At 60.4% G+C, this 15,368-nt stretch carries 14 protein-coding genes; 7 read left to right on the forward strand and 7 right to left on the reverse strand.

Annotated features, from left to right (window positions below):
* Nucleotides 1-20: 20 nt before the first annotated feature.
* From ACLI1L_RS05610 to dapF, 3 genes are read left to right on the forward strand one after another with little or no spacing between them, the layout of a single operon-like run.
* A complete protein-coding gene (locus ACLI1L_RS05610; RefSeq protein ID WP_200288947.1) occupies nucleotides 21-620 on the forward strand; it encodes a hypothetical protein in 600 nt (199 codons plus the stop codon).
* Entirely contained in the window at nucleotides 620-1,516 is an 897-nt protein-coding gene (miaA, locus tag ACLI1L_RS05615) for a tRNA (adenosine(37)-N6)-dimethylallyltransferase MiaA (RefSeq protein WP_411708262.1), read from the forward strand. The genes ACLI1L_RS05610 and miaA overlap by 1 nt, the downstream gene beginning before the upstream one ends.
* Nucleotides 1,517-1,521: 5 nt before the next feature.
* A complete protein-coding gene (gene dapF / locus ACLI1L_RS05620; protein ID WP_086587528.1) occupies nucleotides 1,522-2,382 on the forward strand; it encodes a diaminopimelate epimerase in 861 nt (286 codons plus the stop codon).
* Between the two features lie 23 nt (nucleotides 2,383-2,405).
* On the opposite strand, the gene ACLI1L_RS05625 is transcribed toward dapF, so the two are convergent.
* Together ACLI1L_RS05625 and ACLI1L_RS05630 are read right to left on the reverse strand one after the other, a co-directional pair.
* The gene (locus tag ACLI1L_RS05625; RefSeq protein ID WP_411708263.1) at nucleotides 2,406-3,011 is read right to left on the reverse strand and encodes a hypothetical protein; all 606 of its coding nucleotides are present in this window, start codon (nucleotides 3,009-3,011) and stop codon (nucleotides 2,406-2,408) included.
* 35 nt (nucleotides 3,012-3,046) lie between these two features.
* A complete protein-coding gene (locus ACLI1L_RS05630; RefSeq protein WP_411708264.1) occupies nucleotides 3,047-3,844 on the reverse strand; it encodes a hypothetical protein in 798 nt (265 codons plus the stop codon).
* Nucleotides 3,845-3,919: 75 nt separating this feature from the next.
* Here ACLI1L_RS05630 and hflX point away from each other — a divergent pair, with 75 nt between their 5' ends.
* The 3 genes from hflX (at nucleotide 3,920) to ACLI1L_RS05645 (ending at nucleotide 7,845) form a co-directional block, all read left to right on the forward strand.
* Entirely contained in the window at nucleotides 3,920-5,413 is a 1,494-nt protein-coding gene (gene hflX / locus ACLI1L_RS05635; protein WP_411708265.1) for a GTPase HflX, read from the forward strand.
* Between the two features lie 30 nt (nucleotides 5,414-5,443).
* Nucleotides 5,444-6,724 (forward strand): uracil-xanthine permease family protein, encoded by a 1,281-nt coding sequence (locus tag ACLI1L_RS05640; RefSeq protein WP_023021373.1) that lies wholly within the window; start codon nucleotides 5,444-5,446, stop codon nucleotides 6,722-6,724.
* Nucleotides 6,725-6,855: 131 nt separating this feature from the next.
* Nucleotides 6,856-7,845 carry an HNH endonuclease signature motif containing protein gene (locus tag ACLI1L_RS05645; protein ID WP_411708266.1) on the forward strand — a complete coding sequence of 330 codons (990 nt, stop codon included), beginning with the start codon at nucleotides 6,856-6,858 and terminating at the stop codon, nucleotides 7,843-7,845.
* A gap of 68 nt (nucleotides 7,846-7,913) precedes the next feature.
* Here the strand turns inward: ACLI1L_RS05645 and ACLI1L_RS05650 are convergent, their stop codons facing one another.
* Genes ACLI1L_RS05650 through ACLI1L_RS05660 form a run of 3 tightly spaced genes read right to left on the reverse strand, consistent with a single transcriptional unit; the run spans nucleotide 7,914 to nucleotide 11,322 of the window.
* Nucleotides 7,914-8,183, reverse strand: coding sequence for an HPr family phosphocarrier protein (locus ACLI1L_RS05650; protein ID WP_023021375.1), 270 nt, complete (start codon nucleotides 8,181-8,183; stop codon nucleotides 7,914-7,916).
* A 54-nt stretch (nucleotides 8,184-8,237) separates the two neighbouring features.
* Complete coding sequence (locus tag ACLI1L_RS05655) at nucleotides 8,238-10,343, reverse strand: fructose-specific PTS transporter subunit EIIC (RefSeq protein WP_411708267.1); 2,106 nt, start codon at nucleotides 10,341-10,343, stop codon at nucleotides 8,238-8,240.
* 13 nt (nucleotides 10,344-10,356) lie between these two features.
* Nucleotides 10,357-11,322 (reverse strand): 1-phosphofructokinase family hexose kinase, encoded by a 966-nt coding sequence (locus tag ACLI1L_RS05660; RefSeq protein ID WP_411708268.1) that lies wholly within the window; start codon nucleotides 11,320-11,322, stop codon nucleotides 10,357-10,359.
* A 195-nt stretch (nucleotides 11,323-11,517) separates the two neighbouring features.
* Between ACLI1L_RS05660 and ptsP the strand changes: the two genes are divergently transcribed.
* Entirely contained in the window at nucleotides 11,518-13,206 is a 1,689-nt protein-coding gene (ptsP, locus tag ACLI1L_RS05665; RefSeq protein WP_411708269.1) for a phosphoenolpyruvate--protein phosphotransferase, read from the forward strand.
* Nucleotides 13,207-13,227: 21 nt separating this feature from the next.
* Here the strand turns inward: ptsP and ACLI1L_RS05670 are convergent, their stop codons facing one another.
* Nucleotides 13,228-14,010 (reverse strand): DeoR/GlpR family DNA-binding transcription regulator, encoded by a 783-nt coding sequence (locus tag ACLI1L_RS05670; RefSeq protein WP_023021379.1) that lies wholly within the window; start codon nucleotides 14,008-14,010, stop codon nucleotides 13,228-13,230.
* 355 nt (nucleotides 14,011-14,365) lie between these two features.
* Entirely contained in the window at nucleotides 14,366-15,070 is a 705-nt protein-coding gene (lexA, locus tag ACLI1L_RS05675) for a transcriptional repressor LexA (RefSeq protein WP_023021380.1), read from the reverse strand.
* Nucleotides 15,071-15,368 lie beyond the last annotated feature (298 nt).

Below are 15,368 nucleotides of genomic sequence, written 5' to 3' on the forward strand. Positions count from 1 at the left end.
GTAGATAGTATGGAGAAATAATGTTCAATCTCATGGTAATGCCAGCCTCACCGGCCCTAGCCGTGGAGCTTTCCGCTCATGACGCTGCCTCTCGTGCACTGCTTGCCGCTGCTCGCTCCCTTGCGGTGGAGGCTGCCGCGGCCGGTATCACAGCCGTGGACATCGTTGGCAGCCAAGACCAGCGCTGGTATACCGCCCATACCGGCAGTTTACAGGCCTGGGGAGCAGCCACGGACCTGGGCGGCGGCAATTTTTTGCCCGAGATAATGGCGCGCTACGTACTACACAGCGTGCCGCAGCTTAGCGTCCGCGGTAGTCGGGAGGCTATCGGCCAGCCGGATCCAGCGGCGCTGACCATCGTCGTGGCAGATGGCAGTGCAGGCCTAACCGAGCGCGCCCCCTTGGCGCTTGTTCCAGACGCCCAGGCGGCGCACGAGTGGTGCGAGGAGGTGCTGATGGGGGCGTCGGCAAGCAGGGCAGGTGAGTGGCTTTCCCAGCGCGGCGTCATAGAACCCGCACTGTGGGAGGAATTGGCGGGCTTGCGGCCAAAGAAAGCACAGCTATTGGCCACCGATGCCACCTTGGGCGTCGGCCGCTATGTCGCAGGATGGGAGGTCTAATGCACCCGATTGCAGTCTTTGGTCCCACCGCCTCCGGAAAATCTGCCTTAGGCTTGGCGCTTGCGCATGAACTAGACGGAGAGGTGGTCAACGTCGATTCCATGCAGTTATATCGCGGCATGGATATTGGCACCGCCAAGCTCACCCCGGCCGAGCGCGAGGGGATCCCGCACCATCAGCTCGATGTGTGGGAGGTGACCGAGACCGCTTCCGTGGCGCGCTACCAGCGCGATGCTATCGCGGACGTGGAAGACATCATGGCCCGCGGCAAAACACCCATTCTGGTCGGTGGCTCCATGCTCTATGCCCAAGCGCTTGTCGACGACTGGCAGTTCCCACCCACCGACCCTGCCGTGCGCGCCAAGTACGAGGCGCGGCGCGTAGAAATCGGCACGGACGCGTTACACGCAGAGCTGGCACAGGTGGATCCGGCCGCGGCCGCCATTATTGAAGATAAGGACCCACGCCGTACTGTCCGCGCGCTCGAGGTCATCGAACTAACCGGCAAGCCCTATAAAGCCAGCCAGCCGCCGAAGGATGCCCCGCCGCGGTGGGGAACCCGCCTCTTGGGGCTGCGCACCACCGCGGACTGGTTGAATCCGCGCATTGAACTGCGCACGCGCCAAATGTTTGAGCGTGGGCTTATCGAGGAAGTGGAGAATCTCCAAGGACAAGGCTTGGCAGCCGATTCCACCGCCGGCCGCGCCATCGGCTATGCCCAGGTATTTCAAGCCCAACGCGGCGAACTCACGTGGGATGAGGCGGTAGAGCGCACCATTACCGGGACGCGGCGGTATGTGCGCCGTCAGCGCTCCTGGTTCAACCGCGATAAGCGCATCACATGGCTGGATGCTGCGGGCGATACGGCCGCCCAGGCTTTGCGCGCGCTAGGGTAGGGAACATGAAATTTGCCAAGGGCCATGGAACTGAAAATGACTTCGTCATCGTAGAAGACCACGCGGCCGCCACGCCGCTTAGTCCCGAACGCGTAGCGGCGCTGTGCGATCGCCGCGCCGGTATCGGAGGCGATGGTTTGCTGCGCGTCGTGCGCGCCGATGCTTTGCTTGCAGCAGGTGAAATCGCCGAACTGGCCGAGGGCATTGCGCCCGATGACTGGTTCATGGACTACCGCAACGCCGATGGCTCCGTGGCCGAAATGTGCGGCAACGGCACCCGCGTATTCGCCCATTGGCTTCGCTCGCGCGGCCTGGTGGACGAAGATAAATTCACCATCGGCACTCGGGCGGGCGCCAAGCTCGTTAAGATGCACTCGTGTGATGCACACGCGGCCGAGGTCACGGTGGAGATGGGCCCGGCCGAAGTAATTGGCGTGTCCACTGCGTCTATGGCTGGTGAGAGTTACGCCGGTCTGGGCATAGACATGGGCAACCCTCATCTAGCGGCCGTGGTGCCGGGGCTGGACGCTAAGGGCCTTGCGGCAAAGACGCTGGAGCAACCCGTCCTCGATACGGCTTTCTTCCCGGCAGGCGTGAACGTTGAGCTTGTGACTCCACTGCGCGATGGCCACGTGCACATGCGTGTCTTCGAGCGCGGAGTAGGAGAGACTCGCTCCTGCGGCACCGGCACCGTAGCAGCAGCGACCGCCGCGCTTGCCGACGCTGCCGTTGACCACACCAGCACCCCCCACGGCACCGTGCATGTACACGTACCGGGCGGCGAAGTTATCGTCGATATTTACGAGGGCGGCTCGCGCTTGACCGGTCCTTCCGCGATCGTCGCTACCGGCGAGACCTCGCTGTAGACCGCCTCGTGTCTGGCTAGTGTTTAGGCGCTGCGCCCTTCGCCTTCCTCGAAGGCTTGCTCTTCAAGTTCTTGGCGGCGCAGCGCCCGATTTTCTACTTCGTTCTTTTCATACTTCGGCCCGAGCGCGAAGGCGGCACGGCGGGCAGACAACCACGTTTCTTTCAGTTCGCGGGCGCGCTCATCGGTGACCTTGAGCAAAGATTCCAGCTCGTTGGTGCTAATTTCTTCCGCATTAACGCGCAAGTTCAACCGACGCAGGAACCGCCGGGCGCCGGAAAGCTCGTAATGGAAGGCTTCGATGGTGGGGTCGGAACAATCCAAATCTAAAAGCGCCGGCCGGTAGAGCGTGCGGTCCGCGATCTTCTCGGCCGCCTCGGAGGACCGGAAGTCTTCGTACTCCGCCAAGACGTCCTCAACATCTTCGGCAGAGAGCCGAATAGAGCTGCGCAGCGCCGCCTGCTCCGAGGCATCCGGCCGTGCGTGGAGCATAAGCAGTGCCGCCGCGATAAGTAGTGCCGCGATGAAAACCCCGGGAAATTTTAGGGTTGCCACAACCGCCACTGATCCGACCAGGATCAGCGCGAGAACCAGCACCCGCCGGTTTCTCGCATTTTCAGGCAAGGGCATCCACACAGCTATTTCACCAGGCCTTTGTGTCCGTTCTAGTGGCCGCCGCAGCCGCAGCCACCGGAGCCACAACCGCAGCCAGCGCCATCGCCGCAACCGCCGCTGGGCAGCTCAATAGAAGCCGTAAGCATCGCGGTACCGGCCACGATAGAGTCCTTCGTCGGCAGCTCGCCGGCTCCCACTGGCAGGCAGAGGTCGAAGGGGAATAGGCCATCCATGACGAGGTGAGCGAATTTCTCCCCGGTCAGCTCGTTGGTGCGCCACTCAGATTCCATGACGCGCGCGGCAAAGGTAGCGGCAGGAGTCGGGACCTTGGCACCAGAGCCGGAGGAAATAACCTTGGCCCCCGCGGATTCGAAGAGCGCGGGGAACTCGCCTTCGGCCGCCTCATAGGCAGCGGCGGAATCGTAGGTGCGCACATCCAGCCCCATGGCGGTTAGGGAAATTTGCTGCCACTGCTGCAAGGGTTCGTCGGCAAGCAACGGCCCCTGCGCCAGGTTTGCGGTGACCTGGGCGGTGGTGGTGCCGAAAGGATCGATGATTTCCAGCAGGGCTAGGACATCGTTGACCATCTCCACGTGGGCAAAACCTTGCGTGACGGCATCGAAGCCGATGAAGGTGGCAAAAGGCTCTACCGCGAGGATATTAAGCTGCGCGCCCGACGGATCGGTGAACTGAATGAGCTGGCCACCGCGCACCTCACCGGTAACGGCTAAGCGGTCGCTGGCGATGGCCGCCTCGACCGCATCCTGCCAGCGCTCGAAATTGAGGCCAATGGCCTGCATCTCGGTATTCTGCTTCACCCCAGTGTCCTTAACGTTCATGCCCGCCATTGTATCGCCTTGTCCAGCCAGCTAAGAATCCGAAATTCCCGCTTTCGGCCGCAACATGCAAAAATGAAAGGTAGTATGACCGAATTTTCCCAGCATAATAACGACGAGCTCCTCGCCCGCGCTTTTCGCGATAACGACGCCCCGGCCACGCCGGAGGCGACGCCCACCACCGGTGACCTCGATCTGGCAGAGCGCAATGCCTTCCGCCGCGTTACCCGTGAGACCACCATCCGCGCCGAGGACACTACCGATGGCTACGAGGTGGAGTACCGAAAGCTGCGCCTCGAGCGAGTCATTTTGGTCGGCGTGTGGACCGAAGGCACCGTGGCCGAAGTGGAAGCCACCATGGACGAGCTGGCCGCGCTTACTGAAACCGCCGGCGCCGAAGTAGTGGAGATGATTTACCAAAAGCGCGATAAGCCGGACTCCGGCACCTACATCGGCTCTGGCAAGGTGAAGGAATTGCGCGATATCGTCGAGGCCACTGGTGCCGATACCGTGGTCTGCGATGGTGAGCTTAACCCCGGCCAGCTCACCGCACTCGAGCGTGCGCTTAACACCAAGGTCATTGACCGCACCATGCTCATCCTTGACATCTTTGCCCAGCATGCGAAATCAAAAGAGGGTAAGGCCCAAGTCTCATTGGCGCAGTTGGAATACCTGTATACGCATACCCGTGGTTGGGGTGGCAACCTCTCGCGCCAGGCAGGCGGCCGTGCCGGATCCAACGGCGGTGTGGGCCTGCGTGGTCCCGGTGAGACCAAGATTGAGACAGACCGTCGCCGTATCCGCACGGAGATGGCCCGCCTGCGCAAGGAACTGCGCGCCATGAAGACCGCACGTGAAGTCAAGCGTTCCAAGCGCCAACGCTCAACCATTGCGCAGATAGCTATTGCGGGCTATACCAATGCTGGAAAGTCCTCTCTCATTAACGCCATGACCGGCGCCGGGGTATTGGTGGAAGACGCGCTCTTTGCCACATTGGACCCCACCACTCGCCGTGCCACGCTTGCCGACGGCCGCCAGGTCGTCTTCACCGATACCGTCGGCTTCGTCCGCCACCTGCCTACGCAGCTGGTGGAGGCCTTTAAATCCACCCTGGAAGAGGTACTAGCCGCCGATATTATGTTGCACGTGGTCGATGGCTCAGACCCGTTCCCGCTCAAGCAGATTGAGGCGGTCAATCAGGTCATCTATGACATCGTCTCTGAGACAGGGGAGCAGGCCCCGCCCGAAATCATCGTGATCAATAAGATCGACCAGGCCGATCCGCTGGTGCTTGCTGAGCTGCGCCACGTCCTCGACTACGAGGACGTCGTCTACGTATCCGCGCGAACGGGCGAGGGAATCGACGAGCTTACCGCCCGCGTGGAGCTCTTCCTCAACTCCCGCGATAGTCACGTTAAGCTGCAGGTTCCCTTCACGCGCGGGGATGTGGTGGCACGCGTACACGCCGAGGGCACGGTGCGCCACGAGGAGTACACGGCCGAGGGCACGCTTGTCGACGTCCGCCTTCCCGCACCCACCGCCCGCGAACTCGCCGAATTCATCGTGGAGGAAGTTTCCTAAACCAGCCCGGGTGATCCATAATTAAGGCTCGTGAGCTTAAAAGGTTGGACCGTCCACGGAGACGGTAAAAAGATTGCCCCAGGCGCGGTGGTGGCGCCGGAAGAACGACTCAGCTGGGGCCGCACCATCGGCATCGGTATGCAGCACGTGGTGGCCATGTTCGGCGCCACGCTGCTAGTTCCCACCCTGACCGGATTCCCCGTCAACACGACGCTGCTTTTCTCCGGCCTGGGAACCATTTTGTTCCTACTTATTACCCGCAACCGGTTGCCGTCCTACCTCGGCTCCTCGTTCGCGTTCATCGCCCCGCTTTCTGCTTCGCAGCAGTACGGCATCGCCGCGCAGGCCGGCTCTATTTTGGTTACTGGCCTTGTCCTTGCCGCGGTGGGCGTCGCCGTAAAGTTCGCCGGGCGCCGCGTGTTGGACGCCGTCATGCCGCCGGCCGTAACCGGTGCGATTGTGGCGCTTATCGGCCTGAATTTGGCGCCGAATGCGGCCGAGAACTTCGCCTCTCAGCCGCTCGTGGCGGCGGTGACGCTGCTGGTAATCCTGCTGGCCACCGTCGCCGGCCGCGGCATGGTCTCGCGCCTGTCCATTCTCCTCGGCGTGGTCGTGGGCTGGATTTTCGCGGCTCTCACCGGCAACCTCGGCGATGACGCCGTCGCGGCCATTGATGCCGCCCCGTGGGTGGGCCTGCCGCAATTCCACGCACCTTCCTTCAACGTCTCCGCCATTGCCGTCGCGCTTCCCGTGCTGGTGGTCCTCATCGCGGAAAACGTCGGCCATGTCAAGGCCGTTTCCGAGATGACCAAGCGCGACTTGGATGACTTGGCCGGTGACGCTCTTATCGCCGATGGCCTCGCATCCACCCTCGCTGGCGGCTTCGGCGGCTCTGGCACCACGACCTATGCTGAAAATATTGGCGTGATGGCCGCTACCCGCGTCTATTCCACCGCCGCATACTGGGTAGCAGCCTTTACCGCCATCCTTCTGGCTTTCGTGCCGAAGTTTGGCGCGCTGATTTTCACCATTCCTACCGGCGTTCTCGGTGGGGCCTGCATCGTGCTTTACGGGCTCATCGGCATGTTGGGTGTGCGCATTTGGATGGACAATAAGGTCAATTTCAATAACCCGGTTAACCTGACCGCGGCCGCAGTGGCGCTCATCGCGGGCATCGGCAACCTGACTCTCAGCGTTGGTGGGGTTTCCCTGGAAGGCATCGCGTGGGGTTCAGTGGGCATTATCGTCGCCTATCCGATCATGAAGAAGCTATACGATTCCGTCGGCGAAGGCCACGCCGCCAAGTACTAATTTTTCTGCTGTGGATAATTGCCCGCCGCGCGCCCGCGGCGGGCTATGTTGTTGATGGGGCAACGCGGGTTATCCACACCGTTCCTGTGCCTGGCTCGCGTGGGCTTGCGCAGGCTGTTTAACTCAGCGGCATGACCGCATTGGACGCATACCTAAACGCCATGAGCGCCGGAATGGACATCGTCGCCGCCACTCAAGGGCTCAGTGATCGCGAGCTCATCGCGCAAGGTGCTTCCGACATTGCTGCGCGTGACCTGCTACGACTGTGCGATACTTACTTTGGCAAGTGCGGCTTCTCTGCCAAACAGCGAGCAGCGCGGCAGACTACTCATTCCCTCGACGTGTTGCTGCTCATTGAAAAATACGCCCTGCGCTTGCCGACGCAGCGAGATGCCTGGACCCTACGCTGCGAACTGTGTGCCTTTCGCGGCAGCGCTACAGCACTAGAAAAGCGTGCTCGGGCCTTGGTCCGCGAGCTGCGCCCGCGCCGCACACCGGAAAAAGGCGTGCGCATCACCCGCCGTTCCGGCGGCCCGTGGTCGCTGACCATTACTGGGGATTCAGCCGATGTAGCAGATATGCACGCCGCATTGGATGCCAATAAGCCGCTGGAATCTGCCAAAGATCTCTTTTTTGGGAAAGCGAATGCGGCACGCACCACGGTAACGACGCAGGTAGTGCTCACCCTCGATGAGCTCGACCGAATAGTCGACGGTGGGGGCGAGGAAATTACCCTGCAGCTGACCAATGGCGCTCAAATGACGGGAGCGGAGCTCGTGGCGCGGACACTAAGCGATCACGGCTATGTCACACTCGTCCACCCGCACGAGGGGCCGGTAAACCTCTATCGAACCTCGCGGCTAGCCAACGACAAGCAGCGACTGATGGCGGCTGCGCTAAACCCGGTGTGCCCGTGGGAGAGCTGTAATTTTCCCGCGGATGAATGCCAGGTCCACCACCTGAAGGCGTGGAAGCACGGCGGTGAGACTAACGCTGCGAACCTCGCGACTTGTTGTCCCTACCATAATGGAGTCAATGACGATGACCCCAATGCCCCGCCTCGCCGAGGACGGCTGGCCCGGGTAAACGGGCAGGTGAGCTGGGTGCCACCGTGGGGATAGCTGGCGTCGGCAAGCGAAAAGCTCCCCACCACACAGGCGGGGAGCTTTAAAGCGAACCGTTTTAGGGCTTAGGAAGCGTCGAGGTCCTTCTCGATGAGAGCAGCAATCTTTTCTACCGCTTCTTCGTTGTCGGAGGTAACAGTAACCTCATCGCCCTGTTCTGCGCCAAGAGCCATAATCATCAAAGAAGAGGCCGCATCGGTCTCATCTTCATCGTCATCGCCAACGAGGTTGAGGAAGATGTCTTCGTCGAACTCGCCAGCTGCGTCCGCGATAATGGAGGCGGGACGTGCGTGTAGGCCTACAGAGGAACCTACCTTTACAGTCTTGGAAGCCATGGAAAAGATCCTTTCTTATGGGGATTGTTGCAATCCAGTGTACGAGTGTTTGGTTTATGCCGCCACGTTCTGAGCAGCTTCTTCGACGGCTTTATTAGGCCAGAACTGCTTCATTGCCAGCACCGCTGCGGTCGAGACAACCACACCGGCCGCGATGGCGACAAGATAGCCCCAGAACGGGTCGATGGCGAAGAGGACGAACACACCGCCGTGTGGAGCTCGGGAGCCGACCGACAAGGCCATCGAAACCGCGCCTGTCACCGCGCCGCCGGCCATCATCGAAGGGATAACGCGGAAGGGGTCGGCCGCGGCGAACGGGATGGCACCCTCCGAGACGAAGGACAGGCCCAGCAACCAAGCGGACTTGCCGTTTTCCTGCTCGGCCGGAGTAAACAGCGACTTGCGGATGAACGTGGCCAGGGAGAGCGCAATCGGTGCAACCATGCCGGAGGCCATAACCGCGGCCATGATCTGCATGGAGGACTCGTCGCCGGTAGAAAGTCCGGCCGTAGCGAAGAGATAAGCCGCCTTATTGACGGGGCCGCCCAAATCGAAGCACATCATCAAGCCGAGGATGATTCCTAGGAGCACGGCCGAGGAACCGGACATCGACGAAAGCCAATTCTGCAGGCCATCCATGATGGCTGCCAGCGGTGCGCCCAGCAGTAGGTACATCGCAAGGCCGACGACGAGCGAGGTCAGTAGCGGGATGATGACAACTGGCATAAGCGAGCCCAGCCAGCGTGGTACCTTCCAATTGCCAATCCACAAAGCGACAAAGCCCGCCAGAAGACCAGTTACCAGGCCACCGATAAAACCAGCGCCTAGGGTAACCGCGATCGCGCCGCCCGCGAAGCCTGGGGCGATGCCTGGTCGGCCGGCGAGCGCGTAAGCGATATAACCGGAAAGAGCAGCAACGATAAAGCCCATCGCTGCTTGGCCAATGGCGAAAAGAACAGCGCCGAGATACAGCAAGAACCCGGAGCGCTCGAAATACATAAGTTCGCCGTCCACGGTTACGTCATGACCAGGAAGATTGCCTAGCGAAAAGTCCGTCGACAGTGCCTGCCAACCGTTTGCCATATCGGCGCCGCCAAAAAGGAAGCCAAGGGCAAGCAGAAGACCACCGGCCGCGACGAATGGAACCATATAGGATACGCCGGTCATGATGGCCTGCTGGATGCGCTTGCCCCAACCGAGAGACTTTCCCTCTTCTTCCGCATCGGCCCGGGTAGCGGTGCCGGATACCTTGTGCGCGTGGGGGTTTCGAGCGGCGGCGACGGCCTCGTCGAGCATGGTGCCAGGCTCATTGATAGCGCGCTTGACACCAGACTCAATTACCGGCTTGCCAGCGAATCGCTCCCGGTCGCGTACGCCAACGTCCGTGGCGAAGATGACCGCATCGGCCGCATCGATGGTGGCTTGGGAGACGGACTCATTATTCGACGAACCTTGCGTTTCTACGGTCAGCGCTACGTCATCGCGTTCGGCCGCGGTCTGTGTGAGGGCGTCGGCCGCCATGTAGGTGTGGGCGATGCCGGTAGGGCAGGCGGTGATGGCCACGATGCGTGTGACGTTGTCCGAAGAACCCGCGGTAGTTGCGGTCGCGGCCGAGGACGAGCCGTTGGAGGCGGCGGCGGAGCCTGTACCGGCGGTACCAGCGGCGGGGGCAGCCGACTCGGCGGCCGGTTTCTTCTTTGGCTTTTCTGCGTTGACTACTTCCAGGACAAGGCGAACGATTTCTTCCTTGGTGGGGGCGCTGCGCAGTGCCTCGAGGAAGTCTTTTCGGACAAGGGCGCGGGCTAGCTTGGACAAAATCTTTAGGTGAGCCTTGCCGCCACCGGCCGGAGCGGCGATGAGGAAGACCAACTGGGCGTCTCCATCAGGACCGGAGAAATCTACACCGCGGCCTAGGCGGGCGAATGCGAGGGTTGGTTCGGTGACAGCCTCGGAACGGCAGTGCGGGATGGCAACACCGCCGGGTACGCCGGTGCCGGCTTTAGCCTCGCGGTCGATGGCGGGTTGGGCCAATCCGGCGACGTCGGTGGCTCGGCCGGTGTCGTGGACTAGCGTGGCTAGGTTGGTAATGACGGAGTCAACACTGTCGCCAAAGTCGGCGTCAAGGGCGACAAGTTCCGTAGTAATGAGTTCGGAAGCCATTTTGGGGCGCTCCTTAGGCTAGCGAGTTAACGGTGGTATGAGCGATATCTATTTCTTCAGGACGAGGAAATTGCGTGCCTTGCTTGGATGCAGCCGCGGTCCCGTAGGCCACGGATCGGGCAAGGCTCGCGGCCGGAGATTTACCAGCGGTGCGGCCGAGAAGGTATCCGGCGAGCGCTGCGTCTCCAGCACCTACGGTGGATTTCACGGTGGCTGGAGGGGGAGTGGCGGCCCATGCTCCTTCAGCCGTAACCAGTACGGCACCGGCGCCACCGAGGGTGACGAGCACTTCTGCGATGCCTCGCTTGACGACGTCGCGTGCCGCGCTAACCACTCCCGAATAGTCACCGCGTGCAGCTTGTGCTTCCAGCTCGCGGCCGTCGGTGCCGGTGAGTTGGCCGAGCTCTAGACCATTGGGCTTTATAAGATCGGGTGCCGAAGACTCGAGATTTTTCCCGATGGCCAGCATCGGAGTATCGGAGGTATCTACCGCGATGCGGGCCTGTGGTGCGGCCGCACGGACAGCGGAAATGAGCTCGCAATACCAATCGGTGTCCACGCCGCGCGGCAAGGAACCTGCCAGCACCACCCAGTCGGCCGCGAGGGCGCGGGCGGTGAGGGTGGAGGTAATGGCTTGGGCATCGGCGTCGGAAAGCACGGGGCCTGGGCCGTTGACCTTGGTGGTGGTGCCGTCGGGCTCGGTGATGGTGGTGTTGACGCGAATGGAGCCGTCCATAGCAGTAGCCGAAGAAGGCAATCCGGCCGCGTGGATGAGATTCAGGAAGGAATCGGAGTCGTGGGACGGAAAAAGTGCCAGGGTTTGCTCGCCGGCTAGGTGCACGGCATGGGTGACGTTTACGCCCTTTCCGCCTGCAACCTGTGTGACCTCGCTGGCACGGTGGACATCGCCGGAAGTTAAAGGCTCACTGAGTACGAGGGTGGCGTCGATACTGGGATTGGGGGTCAGCGTGAGAATCAAGTCGTCCCTTTCGCAGGTTATATATTGGGGCCGAACGCCGCGGGAGAGAACCTTGGGGGATGGCCCGCCCTAAATGTTGATTCTTGTCCGAATGTGTCCGAAAGTCAACAGGAAAGCTGTGGTATACATTGCTTTTCTATCCGATTTGTGGTGTTCTGGAAGTCAATAACCGCTATCTTCGAAGGAAGTATGCTCATGGAAAACGCGTCTGAGTCCACAATCAAAGGCACCGGTGTCGTTGCCGGAGTCGCCTACGCCGAAGCCGTGTGGGTCCGCCCTCGCCCGGCCCTGCCTACCGAGGGAAGCATTGACCCAGAGCAAGCGAGTGAATCCGAGTACAACCGCTTTCTTGCGGCCGTAGATACGGTTGCTAATCGATTGGAGAAGCGCGCGGCAGCCGCAGAGGGCCAAGCGGCCGAGGTTCTCACTGCAACCGCCGGTATGGTCAAGGACCGTGGCTGGCACAAAACAGTGCGCAAGAATATCCGCACCGGTAGGAATGCGGAATTTGCCACTGTTGGCGCGACTGAAAAGTTTGTCACCATGTTCGAAGCCGCTGGTGGCGTGATGGCCGAGCGCACGACCGACTTGAAGGACGTACGCGACCGCGTCATCGCTGAGCTGCGTGGTGAGGATGAGCCAGGCCTCCCTTTGGTAGATGGCGAGGCCGTCTTGTTTGCAGATGATTTGGCCCCGGCCGATACTGCAACGCTAGATACCAAACACATTAAAGCCCTTGTTACCGAGCTCGGTGGCCCCACTAGCCATACGGCCATCATCGCGCGCCAATTGGACATTCCGTGCATCGTGGCGGTGGGCGCTTCACTTAGCGACATTGAAAGCGGCACGCTGGTATTTGTCGATGGCGCAGTAGGAACCGTGACTTGTGGTGCCGATGCGGAGACCTCCACCAAGGCCGTTGCTGAATACCGTGAGCGTGCAGCACGCGTTGCTCAGTGGCGCGGTCCTGCTAAGACCAAGGACGGTCACAGCGTGCAGCTGCTGGCAAATGTTGCTGATGGCAATGCCGCCCGCATCGCTTCGGAGTCTCAGGCAGAAGGCATCGGCCTGTATCGCACGGAGTTGTCCTTCCTTTCGGCCAGCGAAGAGCCCAGCGTGGAGGAACAAGCAAAGATCTACGGAAAGGTTTTCAAGGCCTTCCCCGAATCCAAGGTAGTTGTGCGCACATTGGACGCAGGCTCCGATAAGCCAATTTCTTATGCCACGCTAAGCTCTGAGGAAAACCCGGCATTGGGCGTTCGCGGTCTGCGTATCGCGCGCGATAATGAAGCTTTGCTGACCCGCCAGCTTGATGCAATTGCGCAGGCTGCCGAAGCCCGTGATGATAAAGCCTCTACGTGGGTGATGGCCCCCATGGTTGCCACTTCTACCGAAGCGCAGTGGTTTGCCAACTTGTGTCGTGAACGCGGCCTGACTGCTGGCGCCATGATTGAGGTTCCCGCCGCAGCGCTGATGGCGGACAAAATCATGCCGCACCTCGACTTCGTATCCATCGGCACCAATGACCTGACTCAGTACACGATGGCTGCAGACCGTCTGTCCCCGCAGTTGGCCTACCTGACCGACCCGTGGCAGCCGGCCGTGCTGCGACTTATCCAGCACACCTGCATTGTGGGCCAGGCCAATAACGTTGCGGTAGGCGTATGCGGAGAAGCAGCCGCCGACCCCATGTTGGCCTGCGTGCTTACGGGCTTGGGCGTGAATTCGCTGTCCGCAGCGTCTACTGCGGTAGCAGGCGTAGGCGCACAGTTGGCAGAAATTACCTTGGAACAGTGCCAACAGCTCGCGGAGGTGGCATTGGATGCGGAAAGCCCTGACGCCGCCCGTACTGCAGTGGTAGAAACCATGGCATCCTTCGCCTAGCTTGAGGCGAAGGAGCGGGGATTATTCGCTGGCGAGCACGACTTCAATTTCGTGCTCGCGCAGCGCCTCCACGAAGGAATCGGGGGCTGCGGCGTCAGTGATGACGACATCGATATCAGCGGCGGGAGCGAAGCTTACCAAGTAGTCATTGCCCAGCTTGCTGGAATCGCACATCACTACGACCTTGTGAGCATTGGTGACGAAGGCAGACTTGATGGCTGCTTCTTGGGGATCGGCCGTGGAAAGCCCGTGATCCAGGGTCAGGGCATTGGTTCCGATGAAGGCGACGTCGGCGCGCATGAGCGCTAGCGTGCGCAGGGCGGTGTCGCCGACGACGGCTTGGGTGATCGCGCGAACCGTGCCGCCAAGGAGCTGGACGTCCGGTACTCCGCTGCCTGCTAAGGACAAGGCGATGGGCAGACTATTGGAGACGATGTTGAACTGGCCTTGGGGGTATTGCTGTCCTATCAGCTCAGCAAATGCGTTAATCGTAGTGCCCGCGTCGAGGAAAATGCTGCCGCCGCCGTGGGGAAGAAAATCCAGCGCAGCTCGGGCGATGGCGGCTTTCGCACCGGAGGCGGAACGCTGTCGGGTGTCTAGGGTAAGTTCCGCAGTTTGAAAGGACTGGGATGCTACCGCGCCGCCATGCACGCGATGGACGACGCCCTCTCGATCCAGCACCGCTAGATCGCGTCGAATGGTTTCGGCCGTGACTTCGAAGCGCTCGGATAGCTCAGTGACGTTGACGCGACCTTCAACGGCGGTGAGAGACGCTATCTGGCGGCGCCGCTCTTCTGCGTACATTATTCCTCCTTGGACTTAAGCACACCGCAGGGAGTAGCGGGGGTAAAAATTCCCGGATTCTGTGGATAGGAAAGTCCCGCGATGTTGTTTTTCTTAGTCCATTGTCTCAAAAATCGGGAATAACCGGACTAAAGCAAAAATTTGCACAGCTATCGCCGCGCCGCGAAGTGTGAAATTAGCTGGTCAAGGCAAAAAGTGGGAAAGTGGGATTTTCGTCTCCTTTGCTTTCTGGGTCCAAAATGGCGCCAAAATGGGGGTGGCTGGCGGAGGGGCTATCTCAGTGTGAAATGCGCGCAAATAAGCCCCGCACGGCCTGGGGCGGCCGTTGCGGGGCGGAGTGATGCTGGGTGAGTGTTTAAAGTTTGCGGAACACGGATACAACCTTGCCCATAATTTCTGCATCATCGCCATTAATGGGCGAGTAAGCATCGTTGTGGGGAAGTAGCCATACGCCCGAGGAGTCGCGGTGGAATTCCTTAACCGTGGCCTCAGAACCGTCCAGCAGCGCTGCGACAAACTCGCCTTCCTCAGCAACGGACTGGGAGCGAATAATCACCCAGTCACCGTCGAGAATCCCTGCATCCTTCATTGAATCGCCGACTACCTGCAGCATATATAGGTCGCCGCTGCCGACAACCTCGTCAGGCATGGGGAAGTACGTGTCGACGTTTTCCTCAGCGGTAATGGGTGCTCCCGCAGCGATGCGACCGACCACAGGAATATAAGACACGGCGCCTGCGTCCTCGGGAACCTGCTGTTCGGGCTTAGCGGGCTTGCGGCCAGGCTTCTTGGTGCCTTCGTCTGTGTTGAGATGTCGAACATCTACGGCACGCGGCTTATTTGGGTCGCGCCGCAGAAATCCCTTTTCTTCCAATTGCTTCAGCTGATAGGCAACTGAGGATGTGGACTGCAGGCCTGCTGCATCGCCGATTTCGCGAATGCTTGGTGGGTAGCCACGCAGCATGACGGCGTCACTAATGACATTGAGGATTCGTCGTTGGCGGTCGGATAGGGATGCGTAATCGGTCTTCTCGGCAGACTTTTTTGGCTTGCGGCCCATTGCTGGCTCCTACGTAGGGTCGGGTGACTTCGTTGTCGGTCTATTAGTGGGCGGATTTAGAGTGCCACAAGTCATTTGTAGCACGAAAAGTACAGATGTTCGAGATTTGTGTCCACGGGTGGACAAGTATTCGAAGCAGTGCTATAAATCGAACGTACCAACTAAATCGAACATTATGGCGACTGTTTCAAATTAAGTGTCCAGTGGGATGCCTATGGTGAGTTCGGTCGTCGAAAGGAAAAACATGTCTCTACTTATTAATTCTCGAAATGACCTGGCAAAGCGTAATTCTGCAGAC

This window comes from Corynebacterium sp. LaCa117, from assembly GCF_046717765.1.
Classification (GTDB): domain Bacteria; phylum Actinomycetota; class Actinomycetes; order Mycobacteriales; family Mycobacteriaceae; genus Corynebacterium; species Corynebacterium kefirresidentii.